We start from the raw sequence: 19,429 nt of genomic DNA, 5'->3' as shown, positions 1-19,429 counted from the left end.
TAGCATAAATAAAAAAAAGTGAATATGATTTCTCATTTTGAGATGTTCAAATTGTGAACTGCATCACATTATTTTTTGAGCTCAGTGCGTAGTCGTTCAATATGAATGGTTAAATACAGACTTTCATCATCGGTAAGTGGATGTTGATATTGTTGAATTAAATGGAGATCAATCTGTTTTGTGCATAGATATGCCTGCTCATACTTTTTACGAATTAATTCATATAATGAGGCATCTTGTTGAACCAGTTGAGTTTGACTCAAAATGCGTTGTGAGAAGAATTTTAAGTGTGTCACAAAACGTTGATAAGAAAGACAATCTTCATCATACTCAAAATTAAAATGGTATTTGACGATATTAAGAATTTCACGCATGATTTTGGTCATTTTAACGATATTGGGCATCGTATCATTAAGTTGAGCATTAATAATATGAAAGGTAATAAAACCCGCTTCGTCTTCTGGTAACTCAATGGATAAACGTTTTTTGATGACCGATAAAGCAAATAAACCTACTTGAAACTCTTTAGGATAGAGCTTTTTTGTTTCCCATAAAAAACTATTCGGAATATCAAATCCTTGTTTATGGCGCTCTATAGCAAAATGGATATGATCTGTGAGTGAAATATATATACTATCTTGCAGTTTTCCATTCAGGACTTGCTTGGCGTGATTGATGATGATTTCTGAAGTAGTGAATATTTCAATGGGTATTTCAGATAGTAATTCAGCAAATCTTGGTAGCGTTTCTTGGTTGTTAAGGGAAAATTGTTTTTCAATCAGTTTAGGATCAATCAAGTCTCCTTCACGTTTTTTAAATCCAATGCCACGACCAGTGACAATGAGTTCATTGCCTTTGGAATCAAGTGTAACGACTACATTGTTATTAAGAATTTTATAAACTTTCATCTGTCACCGTCTGATTGAAAACTTTAGGTATTATGAATAGACAGCAGAAAATGAAAAGAAGAAATATAAGAAAATGTGATAGGCATCATATTTTTAGTAAATTTCGATTACCTAACTTAAATAAAAGTTAACAAAAAACCCGATATTACTATCTAATATCGGGTTTTATTATTTATTGATTATTCTGCAAGCAGTTTATTCATGGTTTGAATAAATTTACTTGGATCACTTAATGATCCTTTCTCTGCCAGTAATGCTTGATCTAATAATAATTCAATCCAGTCGCTAAATGCCGTTTCGTCTTGTGTATCAGCTATACGTTTTACTAACTTATGATCAGGGTTGATCTCAAACGTATATTTGATTTCAGGCGCTTTTTGACCGGCAGCCGCAAAAAGTTTTGCCATTTGCGTGGTCATTTCATCCGCTGCAGTGGTCACTATTGCAGGTGTATTGGTTAAACGATGCGTTAATTTAACTTCTTTTACTTTATCACCTAACACTGCTTTGACACGTTCAATAAATGGTTCAAGCTCTTTTTCTGCTTGTTTTTGTTCTTCGCTATCTTGATCGGCAAGTTTTTCAATCGATTCGTCAGATTTACTGATTGATTGGAACTGTTTTCCTTCAAATTCAGTTAAATTACTCATCATCCACTCATCAACACGATCAGATAATAGTAAGACCTCAATGCCTTTTTTGCTGAATAATTCCAAATGTGGGCTATTTTTAGCCGCACCATAACTATCAGCGGTAATGTAGTAGATCTTATCCTGACCTTCTTGCATACGACTAATATAATCGTCTAAAGAGATGGTTTGCGCATTGCTATCAGAATGCGTAGAAGCAAAACGGAGCAATTTCGCGATAGCTTCACGGTTAGCATAGTCCTCACCCGTTCCTTCTTTTAACACTAAGCCAAATTCGCTCCAGAACTGTTGATATTGTTCTTTATCATCTTTAGCCAGCTTTTCTAACATTTGTAATACACGTTTTGTACATGCATTGCGTAAACTTTGGGTGATTTTGTTATCTTGCAATATTTCACGTGATACATTCAATGGAAGATCATTAGAGTCAATTAAACCTTTTACAAAGCGTAAATAGTTTGGCATAAATTGCTCTGCATCATCCATAATAAAGACACGTTGTACATAAAGTTTTAGACCGTGTTTGTTATCACGATTCCACATATCCCACGGTGCTTTTGAAGGAATATAAAGTAAACTGGTGTATTCTTGTTTACCTTCTACTCGGTTATGGCTCCAACTGAGTGGATCGGCAAAATCATGAGAAATATGTTTATAAAACTCTTTGTACTCTTCGTCGGTAATTTCAGATTTACTCCGAGTCCAAAGGGCTTGAGCCTTGTTTACTTTTTCCCATTTTACGTCTTTGCTTTCTTCGTCGATGGTTTGTACTTCAACAGGGAGTGAAATATGATCAGAATATTTACTGATAATTGAGCGTAAACGCCAGTCATCTAAAAACTCTTTTTCATCTTCTTTTAGATGTAAAATAATTTCAGTACCACGTGTCTCTTTATTATCATCAGAAATCGTATATTCACCTTCGCCAGCCGATTCCCACATAACCGCTTCATCAGCGTTAGCAGTTGCAGCACGAGTTTTGACGGTGACTTTATCTGCTACTATAAATGCAGAGTAAAAACCAACACCAAATTGACCAATTAGTTGGCTGTCTTTAGCTTGATCGCTACCGATTGATTCCAAAAATGCTTTGGTGCCAGACTTGGCAATCGTACCTAAATTTTCGATAACTTCATCACGTGTCATACCGATACCATTATCGGCAATGGTTAAAGTTCCTGCTTCTTTATTCACAGAAATACGTACGCCAAGCTCAGCATCACCAGCATAAAGGCTAGGATTTTCAAGTGCTTTAAAACGTAATTTATCAGCCGCATCGGATGCGTTCGAAATTAACTCTCGTAAAAATATTTCTTTATTGGAATATAAAGAATGTATCATTAAATGAAGAATTTGTTTAACTTCGGATTGAAATCCACGAGTTTCTGTACCTTGCTTACTCATTGACTAGTTCCTCTAATATATTTAACTGATTCAATTAACAATTTATACCGATAACCTTGATTAATAAAGCTATCCATGCTTTCAACGTCTGCAAGAGCAGATTTGATTGCAAAAGGGTATAACTGTTAAATGAATAACACTGTCATAATAGTTTGATTTATTGTTGTATTGTTATATGGGAATGAAAATGAGGTTTTCAATAGAGATTAAGTAATTTTGGTAATTGTTTGCTGTTTTTTTGTTAGCTTGGTGGGAAGAAAGCCTTGAAAATATCAAGGCTTTGCAGATGATAATTAACTACTTCCCTTCTGGAAAAAATCCAAAAACAAGAATAGCAACAATTGCCACTGGAATAATAAAACGGGTTAAGATTGTCCAAATGTTAAACCAGAAAGCGTTTAGATTAAGTTCTTCACGAATTCGTTTTTGATTCATCATCCATGCAGCAAAAATAATGGTACCTAAACCGGTTACTGGCAACATGATTTTACTGGTTAAGTAATCAAGTAAATCAAAAATATTTTTACCAAATAATGTGACATCTGCCCATTTATTAAATGAAAGAATACAAGCAATACCTAAAGCCCAAATAATAATACTGGTGACAATGGTTGCCGTTTTGCGTCCCATATGGGTTTTTTCTTCGAGTAACTCTACAGTCGGTTCTAATAATGAGATTGACGAGGTTAATGCAGCAAACGTTAAGAATATAAAGAATAATATGCCTAAAATTGAACCGCCAGCCATATTGCCGAATGCAATTGGTAGTGTCACAAAGATGAGACCAGGGCCTGAACCCGGTTGTAAATCATTAGCAAAAACAAGCGGGAATATTGCTAATCCTGATAAAACCGCCACAATCACATCCAAAATGACCACAGTTCGGGCTGTTGAGAGTAGATTGACATCTTTCCCTAAATACGAGCCATATGCCATCATAATTCCCATACCTAAAGATAGACTGAAAAATGCGTGACCTAAAGCAGCTAATATTGCCGTGCCATTTAAGGCAGACCAGTTAGGTGTAAATAAGAAATCACAAGCCTTCCAGAAAGAAGAACCGCTGGCATATGCGGCATACCCAACCAGCACTAAGAGTAATATACCTAAACCAGGCATCATAATCTTACAGCCACGTTCCAAGCCAGCTCCAACGCCAAGAGCGACAATAAAGGCCGTTGCAAACATAAATACTGTATGCCAGATTAATAAACTATTTACATCGCCCAGAAAATTAGTAAAGAGATTTTCGGTTATTCCACCATTCGCACCTTCAAATGTGCCTTGCGCTGCTAGAACGATGTAATCTGTTGCCCAGCCACCAATCACACTATAAAAGGAGAGAATTAAGAATGAACCAAGTACCCCAATTATCCCTACCCAGCCCCATAATTTTGAACGACCTTCAGAAACGGCCACATCTTGCATGGTATGAATCGGATTTTTTTGCCCTCGGCGCCCGATCAACCATTCTAAAACAAGGATAGGTAGCCCAATGATAAACATAAAGAGTAAATAGGTGAGCACAAATGCTGAACCACCCATTTCACCCGCCATATAGGGAAATTTCCAAATATTACCTAAACCCACAGCAGAGCCAGCTGCTGCTAGCATGAATCCCATGCGTGAGCTCCATTGGGAATGACTTTTCTTCATAGTACCTGTACTCATGAATTTTCCTTTGATTCTTAATAAATAGTTTAATTTGCGTTTAGTAAAATTATGTCTTAATTAAAACTTTAAATCATGCCATGAAATCAAACTATTCACAAGAAATCATTACAGTCATTGACAATATTGTTTAAAAATTTAACTAGAATTGGCGTCAATCATTAAAATGAATCAAATGATTCGATTATTATTAGATCCAACCGATGAGTTTCAATATACCGATAAGGGTAAAAAGTAACCAGGAAGGTAATATCATAATCCAAATACTGATACCAAAAAAGAAGGCTAAAATGAAGTTATAAACGCCTACTATAAAATATATTATATTTGTTTGGAGATCTTGATAACTGAATCCAAAAGCACCATCGGTTATCATTAAAATAAACATTGGAATCAGTGCAAAAATAAACATGATAAAACTGCCTATAATTGGTATATCCATTATTTTTATTAAACTAGGTCGATTTGTTCTTAGCGCGATTATCATAATTTGTCTTCCTTATATTATATTTATATCGTTTTTATGAATTAAATTAATTGTCTATTTTTTATTGGTAAAAAGTATATCATTTGAGCGCTTAAACTAAGTGGATTTTTTTGTTAATAAAAAGCGGGCAGTGTAAGCTATTTTATTGATAATTGATTGGAGTTAGCATATAGTAAAACCCATTTTTTACACTTTAAAAACGCCAGCATGTCACAAAATATCGATATTAACGAAATAAATAAATTCTCACAATTAGCCGCACAATGGTGGGATCCAAATGGTCAATGTAAACCTTTGCATATCATTAATCCATTACGTGTTGATTATATATTGCAGCAATGCGAATCACTTAATGGCAAAAAGGTGTTAGATGTCGGGTGTGGTGGTGGCATCTTATCAGAAAGCCTTGCTAAACTCGGTGCGCAAGTGACCGCTATCGATCTGGCGGAGGAGTCTTTAAACGTTGCCAAAATGCATGCTGAGCAAAATGGTCTTTCTATCGATTACCAAAAACAAACCGTTGAAGCGCATGCAGAAGAACGATCAGAATATTATGATGTGATTACTTGTATGGAGTTATTAGAGCACGTCCCCGATCCATTCTCCATCATTAATGCTTGTGCTAAGTTGCTAAAACCAAGTGGCAAACTATTCTTATCGACAATCAATCGAAATACCAAAGCAAAGTTATTACTTATTTATGGCGCTGAATACATTGCTCGGCTTGTACCAAAAGGAACACATGATTTTAATCGCTTTATTCGACCTTCAGAATTAATGGACTTAGTTGAGCAATCTAAATTAGCGGTTAAAGGCATTATTGGTATGGAATATCATCTTTTAAAAAATCAATTTAAATTAGGTCACAATGTGGATGTAAATTATATTTTAATGGCGCAAAAAGAACTTTAAATTTGAAAGTGTGATCTTATTCTCATTTCTAATAAATAGTGTAAATTTTCCTCTAACATTCCCACATATATCGATACTATGTGGGTAAATACTTATTGTTAATTTATTCGTACTTACCCATAAAATGCGATGTGTTCAAATCTTAATTGAATTGCAATTTTCTAATTATGTTTAAAGTATTTAAGGCTAGTTGTGTAAATTTAACCAGATGGGATGTCGTTGATTAAGAGGAGTTGATTATGCCATTAATCATTATTGCTTTTGGTGTCTTGATGTTATTGATTCTCATGTTACCTTTGCGAGTTAATGGTTTTATCGCATTAATTTTGGTGGCACTTAGTGTCGGTGTTCTGGAAGGGATGCCCGTTATGGAGGTCATCAAATCAATCAAAAATGGTGTCGGTGGCACGCTTGGCAGCTTAGCATTAATTATGGGATTTGGTGCAATGTTAGGCAAATTACTCGCTGATTGTGGAGGTGCACAGCGGATAGCAACAACGCTCATTGCCACTTTCGGCGATAAAAAGATTCAATGGGCAGTGACACTTACGGGATTTATAGTTGGATTTGCTCTGTTTTATGAGGTTGGTTTCGTTTTATTGTTACCCTTAATTTTAACTATAGCTGCAACCTTAGGTATCTCTCCGCTATATATTGGTATTCCCATGGCGGCGGCTTTGTCGGTTACACATGGTTTTTTACCGCCGCACCCTGGACCAACAGCGATTGCACAAATATTTAAAGCCGATATGGGAAAAACCTTACTTTATGGCACAATTATAGGTATTCCAACCGTCATACTAGCTGGGCCTATTTTAACTAAATTACCTTTTATTCGTTTGATTAATCATCCTGTTGAAGAAGGCTTATATAATACTAAAACATTTACTGAACAGCAGATGCCTAGTTTTCGTGTCAGTCTTATTACCGCATTGATTCCAGTTATATTAATGTCAATCCGAGCCATAAGTGAAATGACGTTAAATAATGGGCATTGGTTGCTACCCTATGTTGAATTTTTTGGGGATCCAGTCATTGCAACGCTGATATCAGTATTAATAGCCATATTCACTTTTGGTTTATTACGTGGCCGTAGCATGTCAGACATCAATACTAGCTTAGTTGATTCAATTAAAATTATTGCAATGATGCTATTGATTATTGGGGGTGGTGGGGCATTTAAACAAGTTCTTGTCGATAGTGGCGTGAAAGTTTATATCGAACAGATAATGCATGGATCGACTGTTTCCCCCATTGTTATGGCGTGGTTAATTGCAGCCTTATTAAGATTAGCCTTAGGGTCGGCAACGGTTGCTGCACTAACGGCAGGTGGGATTGTTTTCCCATTAATTGCTTCAACGGGTGTTAGTCCAGAATTAATGGTTATTGCAACGGGTGCGGGTAGTGTCGTTTTTTCGCATGTAAATGATCCGGGCTTTTGGTTATTTAAAGAATATTTTAATCTGAGCATTACCGAAACATTGAAATCATGGTCTTTACTCGAAACAGTGATATCTGTCAGTGGATTAATCGGCTGTTTGATCATTAATCTTTTTTTATAAGGTTAGTTTGTATGAGATATAATTATTTTTGATGAAATAATAAGAAGGATAACTGTTCAAACTATTTCAAGAATCAAAATACCGCTGGTCTTTTATCGCAAAAGTCAGTAGAATACATCGGCAATATTTTATCAACAATTCAACTCAATGGTGAATATTGTCATGTCTCGTATAGTTAAAGAAGCACTTACATTTGATGATGTGTTATTAGTTCCTGCCCACTCCACGGTATTACCCAACACTGCGGTTATTTCTACTCAGCTAACCCAAACAATTAAACTCAATATTCCGATGCTGTCAGCTGCAATGGATACGGTGACTGAATCCGATTTAGCCATCGCCCTTGCGCAAGAAGGCGGAATTGGTTTTATCCATAAAAATATGTCAATCGAAGCTCAGGCTAACCATGTAAAAAGGGTGAAAAAGCATGAAAGCGGTATCGTCCAAGATCCCGTGACCGTTTTACCTACTGCCACGATTCGAGATGTTATCGAACTTGCTAAAGAGTATGGTTTTGCCGGTTTCCCTGTGGTTACTCAATCTCAAGAGTTAGTGGGGATTATTACCGCTCGAGATGTTCGTTTTGCAACTGATTTATCGTTACCGGTAACGGCAGTCATGACACCAAAAGAACGACTTGTTACGGTAAAAGAGGGCGAACAACGTGAAATTGTGCTGAAAAAAATGCATGAACACCGTGTTGAAAAAGTGTTAGTTGTTGATTCTAAATTTCATCTTAAAGGAATGATAACGGTTAAGGACTACAATAAAGCAGAACAAAAACCACATGCTTGTAAAGATGAAAAAGGGCGTTTGCGCGTAGGGGCGGCAGTGGGCGCTGGTGCAGGCAATGAAGAACGGATTGCGGCATTGGTTGAAGCAGGTGTTGATGTTTTATTGATTGATTCATCTCATGGACATTCAGAAGGTGTATTAGAGCGGATTCGTCAGACAAGGCAAGCGTATCCGGAATTACAAATTATTGGGGGGAATATTGCTACTGCGGAAGGTGCAAAAGCATTAATCGATGCAGGGGTAAATGCAGTTAAAGTCGGTATTGGTCCAGGTTCTATCTGTACTACGCGTATTGTGACAGGTGTTGGTGTGCCACAAATTAGTGCCATTATGGATGCAGTTGAAATGGCTCAACGACATAATATTCCTGTTATTGCTGATGGTGGTATTCGTTTTTCGGGTGACATTGCTAAAGCCATTGCCGCAGGTGCATCATGTGTTATGGTTGGCTCAATGTTTGCTGGAACAGAAGAAGCTCCTGGTGAAATCGAATTATATCAAGGTCGAGCTTATAAATCTTATCGAGGTATGGGATCACTTGGCGCAATGGCGAAAGGTTCATCTGATCGTTATTTCCAATCTGATAATGCCGCTGATAAATTAGTTCCTGAAGGTATTGAAGGCCGTATTGCCTATAAAGGCCCATTAAAAGAAATCATTCACCAACAAATGGGAGGATTACGTTCTTGTATGGGATTAACTGGCTGTGCCACTATCGATGAGCTAAGAACGCAATCTAAATTCTATCGAATAACCGGCGCTGGCATGAAAGAAAGCCATGTTCACGATGTGCTAATAACCAAAGAGCCACCAAATTATCGAGCTGGATCTTAATTTTTTATCAATATTAAAGCGTCGTTAATCATTGACGCTGTTCAGTAATAGTAAAAATCCCAACAATTTCAGCATTGTTGGGATTTTTAATATCTCATGGGGATAGTCTGCTTTATAACGCTTTGCGTTAATTACTCAAGTCCCAGCACTTTACGTCCATTTCGAGTGGCGACGTTAACCACATTATCTAAATCGGTATATCGACATCCTGTTACTAACAGTTTTAGCTCTTCCCACATGTTACCCGTTGAAAAGGGGAGCATATAATCACTGACATTATCAGTGCCAATCGCAACAGGAATTCCAGCGGCGGCTAATTCATCAACAGGGGTTAAGGAGTTACGGGTTGGGCCTTGTTCTTCACGCCTTGGACTGTCAATCCACGCAAACGGACAGGCAATCACCATCATTTGGGCTTCTTTCATTTTTTTGTATAATTTTTGACGATATTCTAAGCTATGGGCAGTAATTGAAATACTATGAATTGCCACTACACGACCATGCATTGCATGTTCTAAGGTTTTATCTGTTAATTGCTCTGTTTCTATCTCATCGGATGAATTAAATTGATCTACATGAACATGCACCATTTTGCCTAAAGATTTGCCTGTTTGCATTAATACATCTAGATGTTTAAGTCCCATACCTTCACCATGATCACGTTCATCACGGCGAGGTAAGCCACCAATAATATCGACAAGATCGGCACCTTTATCAAACCAATAGCGGGCCTCTTTATCAATTACGCCTTTTAAGGTCTGATTCACCAGTTTAATGGTGATATCGTTTTTATAGGTTTCTCGTGCCCGTAATGCGCCTTTGATTGCACGTTCTTCAGCGATGGGGTCAATATCCACAAATGAGCCCATGGCACTAACACCTTGTTCAATCATTCGTTCAACAGCCATACTAAAATGACGATAATAGTCTTCTTCCGTCATGGCGGCTTTGACTTTGTCTAACGTATCCCATTTTTCAATCAATGTCTGTTTTTGGTACACGTCAAAACTGTCAACGGTAATTGTAAAAGCACGATCAGCGTGCATATGTGCATTAACCCAACCGCCATTTTGCTTGATTTTGTTCATTAAAAATGCTTTTAAACTTTGATCTCGACTGGTTAATAACATCTTTTTGTTGTCTGTCATATTATGCCTCTACTGATAAATTACCTAAAATTTGTTTTGAAAATCAAAAATAATAGCTAAAAAAAATCCTCCATAAAGGAGGATTAAAAATAAAAACAACAATTTTTAAACGACTCATTGTTGATTTACATAGGTTCATGGTTTGGAAAACTCTTGTTGGTTATTTAATGGCAGAAATTCTAAACATATCTTGATTAAGATCAAGCTTTAAAATTCAGTAAATATGTAATTAAATGTTATAGTTAAAGTATTATTTTTTAGATTTTATTACTATAAATTAACTTCTTCACAGTCTTATTTTATTTATTTTGTAAGGAAGAAAAACTTAACTGCTTATTTATTAGGAATAAGTAGCTGTCGAAAAATTGAGATTTGTCGATTAATCTTTTTTTGTCTACTTATTGATATTAAATTAACCTATATTGGTATTATCACTAAACTATTTGTTATCAAAAAAGAGGTCTATATGAGCCAGTTAAATATAGTTGCTACTCTAAAAATAAAGCCTGAATTTCGTGGTGCTTTTCAAACGATTTTTAAAAAACTAGTGGAAGAGAGCCAAAAAGAAATCGGATGTATTCGCTATGAGCTTAATCAAAGTATTGATGACCCTGATGTTTATATCGTCATTGAAACATGGGTCTCTAAACAGGCAATTAACAATCATAATCAAACTCCTCATTTTAAAGCGTTTGCTTCATTTGCAAAGGATCATACTGAAAAACTAGATATTTGTATTGCCAAACAAGTGTTATAAAAAGCAAGCTAGCAAAAATTGCTAGCTTGATTCTATTCATAAAAGTTAATTGAGTAACTCGACTTTGACATTCCTTGTATTGCTTCGACCCATATCGTCTAATACAGTTATTTTAAATGTACCACTTTCAGTTGGAACCCAATCAATTGCTTTATGAGGCTCAGTTTCCCCCATAAAACTGTCATTGACAAACCAGTATAATGATTTTGCACTACCATCACTATTCGCTGTAAAGCTAATTTTTTCATTCTTCTGTTTAGTTGAACGAAATTGATAAACCACATTTTTCAGTGGTGATGTGATCTTAGGTGGATCGCCTAAATAGTTTTGTGTTAAAGCACAATGGGATGTTTTAGGTGGCGATTTTTTTGGAAGTCCTGCTTTAGCAAATATTGCAGCTAAATCTGATGGCCAGTATTCAAAAACTTCTAAGTGCGATGTTTTGGGATCATAAGGAGGACAAACAGCTTTCCCCGTTTTATTATCAATCATTATAGGTCTAAATATCGTATCGGGCTTAATAGGTGAAACACCGGGTATAAACCATGTTTTTCCTTTTGCTTTACACCATTTAGTTAATAAATTTCCACTTGTAAGACAAATGTCGACTCGTTTCATATTTGTCGGCAAAGTGCGGTTAGGTTCACGTAAATTAGGATAATATCCATTGATACTGTCAATAATGTTAAAAAATAGTGGCGTCGCTGCATTTACACCAATGAAGGCATGATTTCCACTTCCATCAAAATTTCCGAGCCATACCACCATAGCGTAATGACCAAATACTCCCGCCGTCCATGCATCGCGAAATCCCCATGAGGTTCCTGTTTTCCAGGCTACAGGTAAAACATTTCTCTGCATTTTGCTTAATATATCTTTTGGACGAGTGTTTTGTTTCAACATTTCCATTGTCATAAATGCAGCTTCTGGACTTAGTTGCTTTTCTGGCTTATCTTGATCATCTGATTTTACAAATTTGAGTGGTTGCCAGTTACCTTGATTGGCAAGCATGGCATATAAGCCTACTAGTTCTTGAGCAGTAACTTCTCCTCCACCTAAAACTAACGATAACCCATAATGTTTTTCATCGGCTAATTTTGCGATATGAGAATTCACTAAGAATTGATAAAAACTTGGATGATGTAATTGTGATGCTACAGTTACCGCAGGAATATTACGACTATGGATTAATGCATCTGTTGCGGATATAGGACCACGAAAATTGAGATCAAAATTTTCAGGGGTATAAAACCCAAAGTCTGTTGAAACATCTTTTAAAATTGTTCGAGGATGTAAAATTCCTTGATCAATTCCTAAGGCATAAATGAAAGGTTTCAAGGTCGATCCTGGTGAGCGTTTTGCTAATGTCCCATTGACCTGTCCTTGAATATGCGGATCAAAATAATTAGCGGAACCGAGCAATGCTTTTACTTCCATTGTTTGGGTATCAACTAAAATAATCGATACATTTTGTATGCCTTTTGATCGGTTACGCTCAATGAATAAGTTAACTTGCCCTTTAATGATATTTTGTAGATTACTATTTAATGTTGTTGTTATCGTGTAAGGTTTACTTGTTTGATTTTGAATGATTTGATTAACAAAATGAGGAGCCTTGAAGGGAAGTTTTTCGGGTTGTCTTAAAATCAATTTTTGAGAAAAAAGCGCAGCAATATCTTCATCGACTTCATAATGTTGTTGCCAACGTTCAAATAATTTGTTCCGAGCTTTAATGAGTGCTTTGCCTGCAAGACCTGTTTTTCTTTCAATTCGATAAGTAGGTGATTGAGGTAATACCACTAATGTAAGTGCTTCAGGTAAATTAACTTCTGAAGGTGGCTTATTGAAATAAATATAAGAAGCTGCGCCGATACTCTCGATATTTCGTCCAAAAGGTGCATAGTTTAAATATGCCTCAAGTATTTCCTCTTTAGAATACATTAGTTCTAATTGAATCGCTCTGGCTATTTGATTTAGCTTTCCAAATATATTTTTGGTATTTAATCGCCAATGCATTCGGGCGAGTTGCATCGTAATTGTTGATGCACCTTGACGATTACCGCCACCCAAGTAAGTGGCTGAAAATGCTCGCACTAAGCTAAAAGGATTAATACCGATATGATAATAAAACCATTGATCTTCATGTAATAATAAGCCGTTTATAATATCAGGTGAAATATCTTTTAGGGGAGTCCAAACTCGATAACGATCATCACTAGCTAAAGTCATACGAATCAATTCACCTTTTTCATCATAAAAACGTGTTGAAAAGGTGAATGATTCCGATAACGGTGGATGCGGATAAAGCCGAACAGCAATAATGGCTATTAAAAGTAATAAAAAAGCCATCAATTTATTTTGATGACGAATAATAAACTTTTTCATATTACTTTTCAGCATCCATTCAATTTATTCTATTAAATGCTACATTTTGTCAACGGTTTTTATGCCTAACATATCTAACCCAATTTTCAGTGTTTTTGCTGTCAAAGAAGCCAGTTTTAAGCGACTTAATTTTAGGTTTTCATTTTCGGCTGTCAAAATAGGACAATTTTCGTAAAAACTTGAAAAAAGCGTTGCGATATCATAAAGATAAGCACAAAGCACATGAGGCGTGCCTTCATTTGCTAGCACTGAAATAGTTTCATCAAATTGAATTAATCGTGTGGCTAATGCGCGTTCTTTTTCTGTTTCTAAAATAATACTTCCCGATAAGTCATCTTCTGAAATATTGGATTTTCTAAATACCGATAACACTCGAGTATAAGCATATTGTAAGTAGGGTGCCGTATTACCTTCGAAAGAAAGCATATTGTCCCAATCAAAAACATAATCAGTGGTACGATTTTTAGAAAGATCAGCGTATTTAACCGCACCAATAGCAACGGCATCGACGACTTGTGCTAATTCTTGTTCAGTGAGTTCTGGATTTTTACTTTGAATTAAGACTTTTGCCCGTTCAGTCGCTTCATCTAAAAGATCATTTAATTTAACCGTATCACCTGATCGTGTTTTAAACGGTTTACCGTCTTTTCCTAACATCATACCAAACATATGGTGTTCGAGTTTTAAAGAATCAGGCACATATTTGGCTTTATGTACAATTGTCCAAACTTGTTCTAAATGCTGATGCTGACGTGAGTCGGTATAATAAAGTATGCGATCGGCATGTAGTGTTTCATAACGATATTTGGCACAGGCGATATCGGTTGTTGCATAAAGGTAACCGCCGTCGCGTTTTTGAATAATCACGCCCATTGGTTCGCCTTCTTTATTTTTGTATTCATCTAAAAATACAACGATTGCACCTTCGCTTTCTACCGCTAATTTTTTATGTTTTAAATCTGCCACAATGCCGGGTAACATTTTGTTATAAATGCTTTCGCCCATGGTGTCTTCAACGGAAAGTGTGACATTTAAACGTTTGTAAGTCGCAATATTTTGCGTCATGGTAATATCGACCAATTTTCGCCACATTTCACGACAATATTCATCACCACCTTGCAGTTTTACAACATAATTACGTGCTTTTTCAGCAAAAACTTCGTCTTCATCGTAATGTTTTTTTGCTGCTCGATAAAACGATTCCAGATCGGATAGTTGCATATCATTAGCATGTTCATTTTGCATTTTTTCCAGATAAGCAATGAGCATCCCAAATTGTGTTCCCCAGTCACCGACATGGTTAGCACGGATAACATTATGACCAAGAAAAGTTAAAACTCGTACAGTGGCATCCCCGATGATTGTTGAACGTAAATGACCGACATGCATCTCTTTGGCAACATTCGGTGCTGAGTAGTCTACAACAATCGTTTGTGCTTTTGCAGGTAAGGTAATATTCAGTTTATCGCTACTCAGTGCAACTTCATTTTGTTGAGCAATCCAACTATTTTTTAAAAAGATGTTAATAAAACCGGGGCCAGCAATTTCGACTTTTTCGGCAATGTCATCAATATCTAGATGTTGTAAAACCTTTTCCGCCAACGCTCTTGGTGGCATTCCTAGTTTTTTGGCGGTTGCCATGATGCCATTAGCTTGATAATCGCCAAATTGTACTTTAGCTGATTGTTTAATTAAGGCATCACAGTTATTATCAGCACCGGCCATTATCATTGCTTGCGAAACACGTTGAGTTAGTAATTGTTGAATATTCACACTAAACCTAATCAATTATCATAAATGCCCAATATAATACCGATAAAGTAAACACTTGTCACGGCTCAGATGATGTCGTTTACTTTAGTTTAACAGGGTTTTGATTAGCTGTTTGAGTGTTTTTTACTCAAAGCTCGTTTTTGTAAAAATTGCAAATCATTATCTTTTGCTTGAATCATTGGCAACTGTACAAAAACGATTCAGTTGGCCTAGTTTTTCAATGTTTCTATTAATCGTTTGGTCGCTCTTCAGTTTTAATGCCGTTTCAAGTGCAGTATTGTCGTAGATAAATTTTTTTAATTGAGTAAGTTTTTCACCAATTGATTAACCAATAAAATTGACATCAAATAAATACTATTCATTAGTTGTTTTTATTCTCGTTGCATAATTGGTTGTTGTTATCGGGATATGCCTGATGTTAGGATTATTAATTAGTAACCAATCAGGTAGTGCGCTTTCGTTTTCGACTAACCAAATAATCGTATTAAAAAATAATTTATTATCTGAACCTATTAATTTTGGTTTTTCTTGTTTTGATAAGGCAAGACTACGGGCAAAAAGCTGATGTTCACTAAAACTTAAATTATGATGGTCTTTACTTAAATGAGATTGGTAGTCGATGATTAAAGCAACTGGTTGTTCATTGTAACTGACTAATTCATCCAACGTATTGCTTAAATGATTTATTTTAGCAGAATCTGATTTATGAAGGGCGTTCAATCTAAGTCGTTTAAATATTTCATCACTGTTAACAGCAGGTAAACTTGGTGTTTGAATTTCTTCAAATCCGGAATTTGAATTCCACATTAAAACATGGCTAAACTTCGCATCTTTTAACACTTGAAAAATTAATAATTCTAATTTTTCTGAAATAATTGATCCTGTACTGTCTTTATATTTTTGTAAATCATGGATATTTCCGGTTAAAACAAATTGAGATTTTGATGGTAAATAGCGTATCAGATCACGCATCCAGCGAGGTTTTTTTGAAAGTTGAGACATAATTAATCCTTTAATCGTTATTAACTAACTGATTTAATCATTATATACAAAGCGATAGAGTAACATCTACTTTTTTTTAAATAAAAACTTAATCTTTATTCACATTTCTTAAAAATTAAATAATGAAATTATGATTATATTTAGTTTATTATTTTAATCATCAAGATGACTAACAATAATTATAAAGATGGTGATGAAGTTTATTTTTAAAAATTGAATAAGTTTTTTGAGTTATCAAGGAATGATGTTTGAAGAAACTCGAAGTTTATATTGGTTTTAAGTTTGATTGCTGTAGCTAATAAAGTGACTGAAAATTTAAAGCTAGAACCCCTTAATCTCCTTATTTTACCGATAATATTTATTTACAATCAAACTGCGACCTACTAAACTAATCACCTGTTCTCAACGGGGTGCCCAAAAGGCTGAGAATGTTGATTAACATAACCCGTCGAACCTGATCTGGATCATGCCAGCGGAGGGATTTGAGTTATTATGTCTGCTCAAACCTTTTGTCTTTTATTCACTATTTTGGAGGCAAAATGTTTCGTAATAATCTTCTTTTATTCATTGTTCTTTCATCTTTTTTCATTGTTTCTACTGCCAATGCCAAGCCAACTTTAACCGTTTATAGTTATAATTCTTTTATGTCTGAGTGGGGGCCTGGTGAAGCCATTAAGCAAGGTTTTGAAGTGGAGTGTGATTGTCAATTGGATATCGTTTCGTTAGGAGATGGTGTATCTATTTTAAATCGGATCCGGCTCGAAGGGAAAAAGACTAATGCTGATGTTATTTTGGGATTAGACAATAACATCATACAACAAGCTAAGTTAGCTAATATTGTTATTCCTCATCAAATCAATAAACCTGATAATCTTAACACTGATTGGTGGGATAATGATTTTCTTCCTTATGATTTTGGTTATTTTGCTTTTATTTATAACAAAGATAAAATAAAAACTCCCCCACATAGTATGCAACAACTTGTTGATAATAAAGCCAATTGGCGCATTATTTATCAAGACCCAAGAACCAGTACGCCAGGACTAGGTTTATTGTTTTGGATCAAAAAAATCTATGGTGATGATGCCGCTAATGTATGGAAAAAGATCGCAAAAAATACGGTAACCGTTACGAAAGGTTGGAGTGAATCTTATGGAATGTTTTTGAAAGGTGAAGCTGATTTTGTTTTAAGTTACAGTACATCGCCGATTGCTCATATTATGAATAATGATCATCGCTATGAAGCAGCAATTTTTGATGAAGGACATTATCGTCAAGTTGAAGTTGCAGGTATTATCAAATACAGTCAGCAACCTGAGTTAGCACGTCATTTTTTACAGTATTTACTTAAACCTGAAGTACAACGTCAAATTGCTGAAAAGAATGTAATGTACCCGATTATTCAAACGACATTACCTGAGGCTTATCAGCAAATAAAGCCTGTCACAAAGGCGTTAGAATTTGACCCTGAGCAAGTTGAAAAAGAACAAAGATCTTGGATTCGTGAATGGCAGTCAGCAATCAGTAAATAATCCAAGATAGTTGCATGTTGAATTTTAGAACATTAATACCGGGTATTATTGCCTCAAGCGGAATAATTGTTGTTCTGGGGAGTGCGCTATTATCCATTTGTTATTATGCGATAACCTCAGGTGAGATAAATAGTTATATTGATAGCTATTTATTACATATTTTGTGGATAACTTTTTATCAAGCCACACTATCAACATGTCTATCTATTATCTTAGCTATTCTAATGGCAAAGGCTCTATCCATGGTTGAGTTTTGGGGTAAAAGGTTATTATTACGAATAATGCCGGTGACATTCATTTTACCGGCGCTGGTTGTCGTGACAGGGCTTTTATCAGTTTATGGACAACAAGGTTTACTCTCTAGTATTTTTACATATTTAGACAGGCCTTTTTCTTGGTCTATTTATGGTTTAAAAGGAATTTTATTAGCTCACATATTTCTAAATTTTCCGTATGTTTGTTGTCTGTTTTACCGAACGCTGATGAGTGTGCCTGTTGAACAGAAACAGCTAGCCGCTCAATTAAATTTTTCAGGTTACACTTTTTTTCGATTGGTTGAATGGCCACATCTTCGTCGGCAAATTTTGCCTATGGCATCGCTGATTTTTATGCTCTGTTTTTCAAGTTTTGCGATTGTGTTGGCTTTAGGCGGTGGACCAAAATATACCACCATTGAAGTAGCGATTTATCAATCCATTCGTGATTTTGATTTTATTCAAGCGGTTTTGCTTTCCTTATTGCAATTGCTTTGTTGTGTAGGCTTTATGGGAATAATGCAAAAGTTTAATAATAATAAACAAGTCACAATGCGTTTTATAAAGCAAAACTATCGTTTTCCTGTTTCTGGCTTGGCTGTCTTGCTAAGTTCAATCATGATTATTATGGGGGGATTATTTATTTTACTTCCTTTGATAAATATTGTGATTGATGGTGTTTATTTTTTCCGTTTGTCACTGTTCACGCCAACCTTTCAACATGCAACACTGTTTTCACTTTTCATTGCATTGGGATCGGCACTGGTAACCCTGTTAATGTCACTATTTATTCTTTGGACAAATAGTCGATTGCTCATTTATCATAAGATAACGTGGAGTAATCGATTAATGTTAGCCAGTTCGTTAATTTTAGCGATTCCCAGCATGATTTTAGCGTCAGGATTGTTTATATTATTTTATCAGTATGCAGGTAATACTTGGTTTATCTGCATTTTATTAATATTGTGTAATGCTTTAATGGCATTACCTTTTGTGATTAAAAGCCTTGCTATCCCTATGTTTGATGTGACTAAGCGTTATTGGCTATTAAGCCAATCACTAAATATTGAAGGGATGAATCATTTTTATTTGATTGAATATAAAGCATTAAACAAATTAATGTTAAAAAGTTTTGTTTTTTCGGCTATCTTATCTTTAGGGGATTTTGGCATTATCGCACTATTTGGTGGGCAGTCAGTCATCACATTGCCTTATTACCTCTATGAGCAACTATCGCATTATCATTATCAAGATGGTAGTGTCACAGCGGCAATATTATTAATTATCTCTTTTAGTTTATTGGTTTTGGTGGATGATGATCACTCTCAATCATATTAATTATCATTATGATAATT

Annotated in this window: 14 protein-coding genes and 1 riboswitch; of the genes, 6 read left to right on the top strand and 8 right to left on the bottom strand. The window is 35.5% G+C overall.

What is annotated here, in order from left to right; translation table 11 throughout:
* Positions 1–68: 68 nt before the first annotated feature.
* From licT to GYM75_RS07210, 4 genes are all read right to left on the bottom strand, one after another.
* A complete protein-coding gene (licT, locus tag GYM75_RS07225) occupies positions 69–908 on the bottom strand; it encodes a BglG family transcription antiterminator LicT (protein WP_220215303.1) in 840 nt (279 codons plus the stop codon).
* Positions 909–1,087: 179 nt separating this feature from the next.
* Positions 1,088–2,962 (bottom strand): molecular chaperone HtpG, encoded by a 1,875-nt coding sequence (gene htpG / locus GYM75_RS07220; RefSeq protein ID WP_220215302.1) that lies wholly within the window; start codon positions 2,960–2,962, stop codon positions 1,088–1,090.
* 297 nt (positions 2,963–3,259) lie between these two features.
* Positions 3,260–4,633, bottom strand: coding sequence for a sodium-dependent transporter (locus GYM75_RS07215; protein WP_220215301.1), 1,374 nt, complete (start codon positions 4,631–4,633; stop codon positions 3,260–3,262).
* Between the two features lie 190 nt (positions 4,634–4,823).
* Entirely contained in the window at positions 4,824–5,120 is a 297-nt protein-coding gene (locus GYM75_RS07210; RefSeq protein ID WP_220215300.1) for a hypothetical protein, read from the bottom strand.
* A 207-nt stretch (positions 5,121–5,327) separates the two neighbouring features.
* Between GYM75_RS07210 and ubiG the strand changes: the two genes are divergently transcribed.
* The 3 genes from ubiG to guaB all read left to right on the top strand — a co-directional run bounded on the left by ubiG (position 5,328) and on the right by guaB (position 9,223).
* The gene (ubiG, locus tag GYM75_RS07205; RefSeq protein ID WP_220215299.1) at positions 5,328–6,032 is read left to right on the top strand and encodes a bifunctional 2-polyprenyl-6-hydroxyphenol methylase/3-demethylubiquinol 3-O-methyltransferase UbiG; all 705 of its coding nucleotides are present in this window, start codon (positions 5,328–5,330) and stop codon (positions 6,030–6,032) included.
* A 239-nt stretch (positions 6,033–6,271) separates the two neighbouring features.
* Complete coding sequence (gene gntT, locus GYM75_RS07200) at positions 6,272–7,594, top strand: gluconate transporter (RefSeq protein WP_220215298.1); 1,323 nt, start codon at positions 6,272–6,274, stop codon at positions 7,592–7,594.
* A gap of 162 nt (positions 7,595–7,756) precedes the next feature.
* Entirely contained in the window at positions 7,757–9,223 is a 1,467-nt protein-coding gene (guaB, locus tag GYM75_RS07195; RefSeq protein WP_220215297.1) for an IMP dehydrogenase, read from the top strand.
* Positions 9,224–9,354: 131 nt separating this feature from the next.
* Here guaB and GYM75_RS07190 read toward each other — a convergent pair whose 3' ends face one another.
* Complete coding sequence (locus GYM75_RS07190; RefSeq protein ID WP_220215296.1) at positions 9,355–10,371, bottom strand: amidohydrolase family protein; 1,017 nt, start codon at positions 10,369–10,371, stop codon at positions 9,355–9,357.
* Between the two features lie 466 nt (positions 10,372–10,837).
* Here GYM75_RS07190 and GYM75_RS07185 point away from each other — a divergent pair, with 466 nt between their 5' ends.
* Positions 10,838–11,128, top strand: a complete 291-nt coding sequence (locus GYM75_RS07185; RefSeq protein WP_220215295.1) for a putative quinol monooxygenase — start codon at positions 10,838–10,840, stop codon at positions 11,126–11,128.
* Positions 11,129–11,173: 45 nt separating this feature from the next.
* Here the strand turns inward: GYM75_RS07185 and pbpC are convergent, their stop codons facing one another.
* The 3 genes from pbpC to GYM75_RS07170 all read right to left on the bottom strand — a co-directional run bounded on the left by pbpC (position 11,174) and on the right by GYM75_RS07170 (position 16,288).
* Positions 11,174–13,513: a penicillin-binding protein 1C gene (gene pbpC / locus GYM75_RS07180; RefSeq protein WP_220215294.1), complete on the bottom strand. Its 2,340-nt coding sequence runs from the start codon at positions 13,511–13,513 to the stop codon at positions 11,174–11,176.
* A 39-nt stretch (positions 13,514–13,552) separates the two neighbouring features.
* Positions 13,553–15,286: an arginine--tRNA ligase gene (gene argS, locus GYM75_RS07175; protein WP_220215293.1), complete on the bottom strand. Its 1,734-nt coding sequence runs from the start codon at positions 15,284–15,286 to the stop codon at positions 13,553–13,555.
* A 354-nt stretch (positions 15,287–15,640) separates the two neighbouring features.
* Complete coding sequence (locus tag GYM75_RS07170; RefSeq protein ID WP_220215292.1) at positions 15,641–16,288, bottom strand: hypothetical protein; 648 nt, start codon at positions 16,286–16,288, stop codon at positions 15,641–15,643.
* A gap of 396 nt (positions 16,289–16,684) precedes the next feature.
* A riboswitch (TPP riboswitch) is annotated at positions 16,685–16,787 on the top strand.
* 40 nt (positions 16,788–16,827) lie between these two features.
* On the opposite strand from GYM75_RS07170, the gene thiB reads away from it, so the two are divergent.
* On the top strand, positions 16,828–17,820 hold the full coding sequence (thiB, locus tag GYM75_RS07165; RefSeq protein ID WP_220215291.1) for a thiamine ABC transporter substrate binding subunit: 993 nt from the start codon (positions 16,828–16,830) through the stop codon (positions 17,818–17,820).
* Between the two features lie 14 nt (positions 17,821–17,834).
* A complete protein-coding gene (gene thiP, locus GYM75_RS07160; protein WP_220215290.1) occupies positions 17,835–19,412 on the top strand; it encodes a thiamine/thiamine pyrophosphate ABC transporter permease in 1,578 nt (525 codons plus the stop codon).
* The last annotated feature ends 17 nt before the right edge of the window (positions 19,413–19,429 follow it).

The sequence above is a fragment of the Gilliamella sp. ESL0441 genome (genome assembly GCF_019469185.1).
In the GTDB taxonomy this organism is placed as follows: domain Bacteria; phylum Pseudomonadota; class Gammaproteobacteria; order Enterobacterales; family Orbaceae; genus Gilliamella.
Note: the sequence above shows the minus strand (reverse complement) of the source record. Positions and strands in the feature narration are given on the sequence as shown.

Excerpts from the sequence above, each read along its gene's own strand:
- thiB (WP_220215291.1), top strand. The coding sequence starts at position 16,828 with ATGTTTCGTAATAATCTTCTTTTATTCATTGTTCTTTCATCTTTTTTC.
- GYM75_RS07215 (WP_220215301.1), bottom strand. The coding sequence starts at position 4,633 with ATGAGTACAGGTACTATGAAGAAAAGTCATTCCCAATGGAGCTCACGC.
- guaB (WP_220215297.1), top strand. The coding sequence starts at position 7,757 with ATGTCTCGTATAGTTAAAGAAGCACTTACATTTGATGATGTGTTATTA.
- GYM75_RS07210 (WP_220215300.1), bottom strand. The coding sequence starts at position 5,120 with ATGATAATCGCGCTAAGAACAAATCGACCTAGTTTAATAAAAATAATG.
- GYM75_RS07170 (WP_220215292.1), bottom strand. The coding sequence starts at position 16,288 with ATGTCTCAACTTTCAAAAAAACCTCGCTGGATGCGTGATCTGATACGC.
- pbpC (WP_220215294.1), bottom strand. The coding sequence starts at position 13,513 with ATGAAAAAGTTTATTATTCGTCATCAAAATAAATTGATGGCTTTTTTA.
- GYM75_RS07185 (WP_220215295.1), top strand. The coding sequence starts at position 10,838 with ATGAGCCAGTTAAATATAGTTGCTACTCTAAAAATAAAGCCTGAATTT.
- licT (WP_220215303.1), bottom strand. The coding sequence starts at position 908 with ATGAAAGTTTATAAAATTCTTAATAACAATGTAGTCGTTACACTTGAT.
- GYM75_RS07190 (WP_220215296.1), bottom strand. The coding sequence starts at position 10,371 with ATGACAGACAACAAAAAGATGTTATTAACCAGTCGAGATCAAAGTTTA.
- ubiG (WP_220215299.1), top strand. The coding sequence starts at position 5,328 with ATGTCACAAAATATCGATATTAACGAAATAAATAAATTCTCACAATTA.
- gntT (WP_220215298.1), top strand. The coding sequence starts at position 6,272 with ATGCCATTAATCATTATTGCTTTTGGTGTCTTGATGTTATTGATTCTC.
- htpG (WP_220215302.1), bottom strand. The coding sequence starts at position 2,962 with ATGAGTAAGCAAGGTACAGAAACTCGTGGATTTCAATCCGAAGTTAAA.
- thiP (WP_220215290.1), top strand. The coding sequence starts at position 17,835 with ATGTTGAATTTTAGAACATTAATACCGGGTATTATTGCCTCAAGCGGA.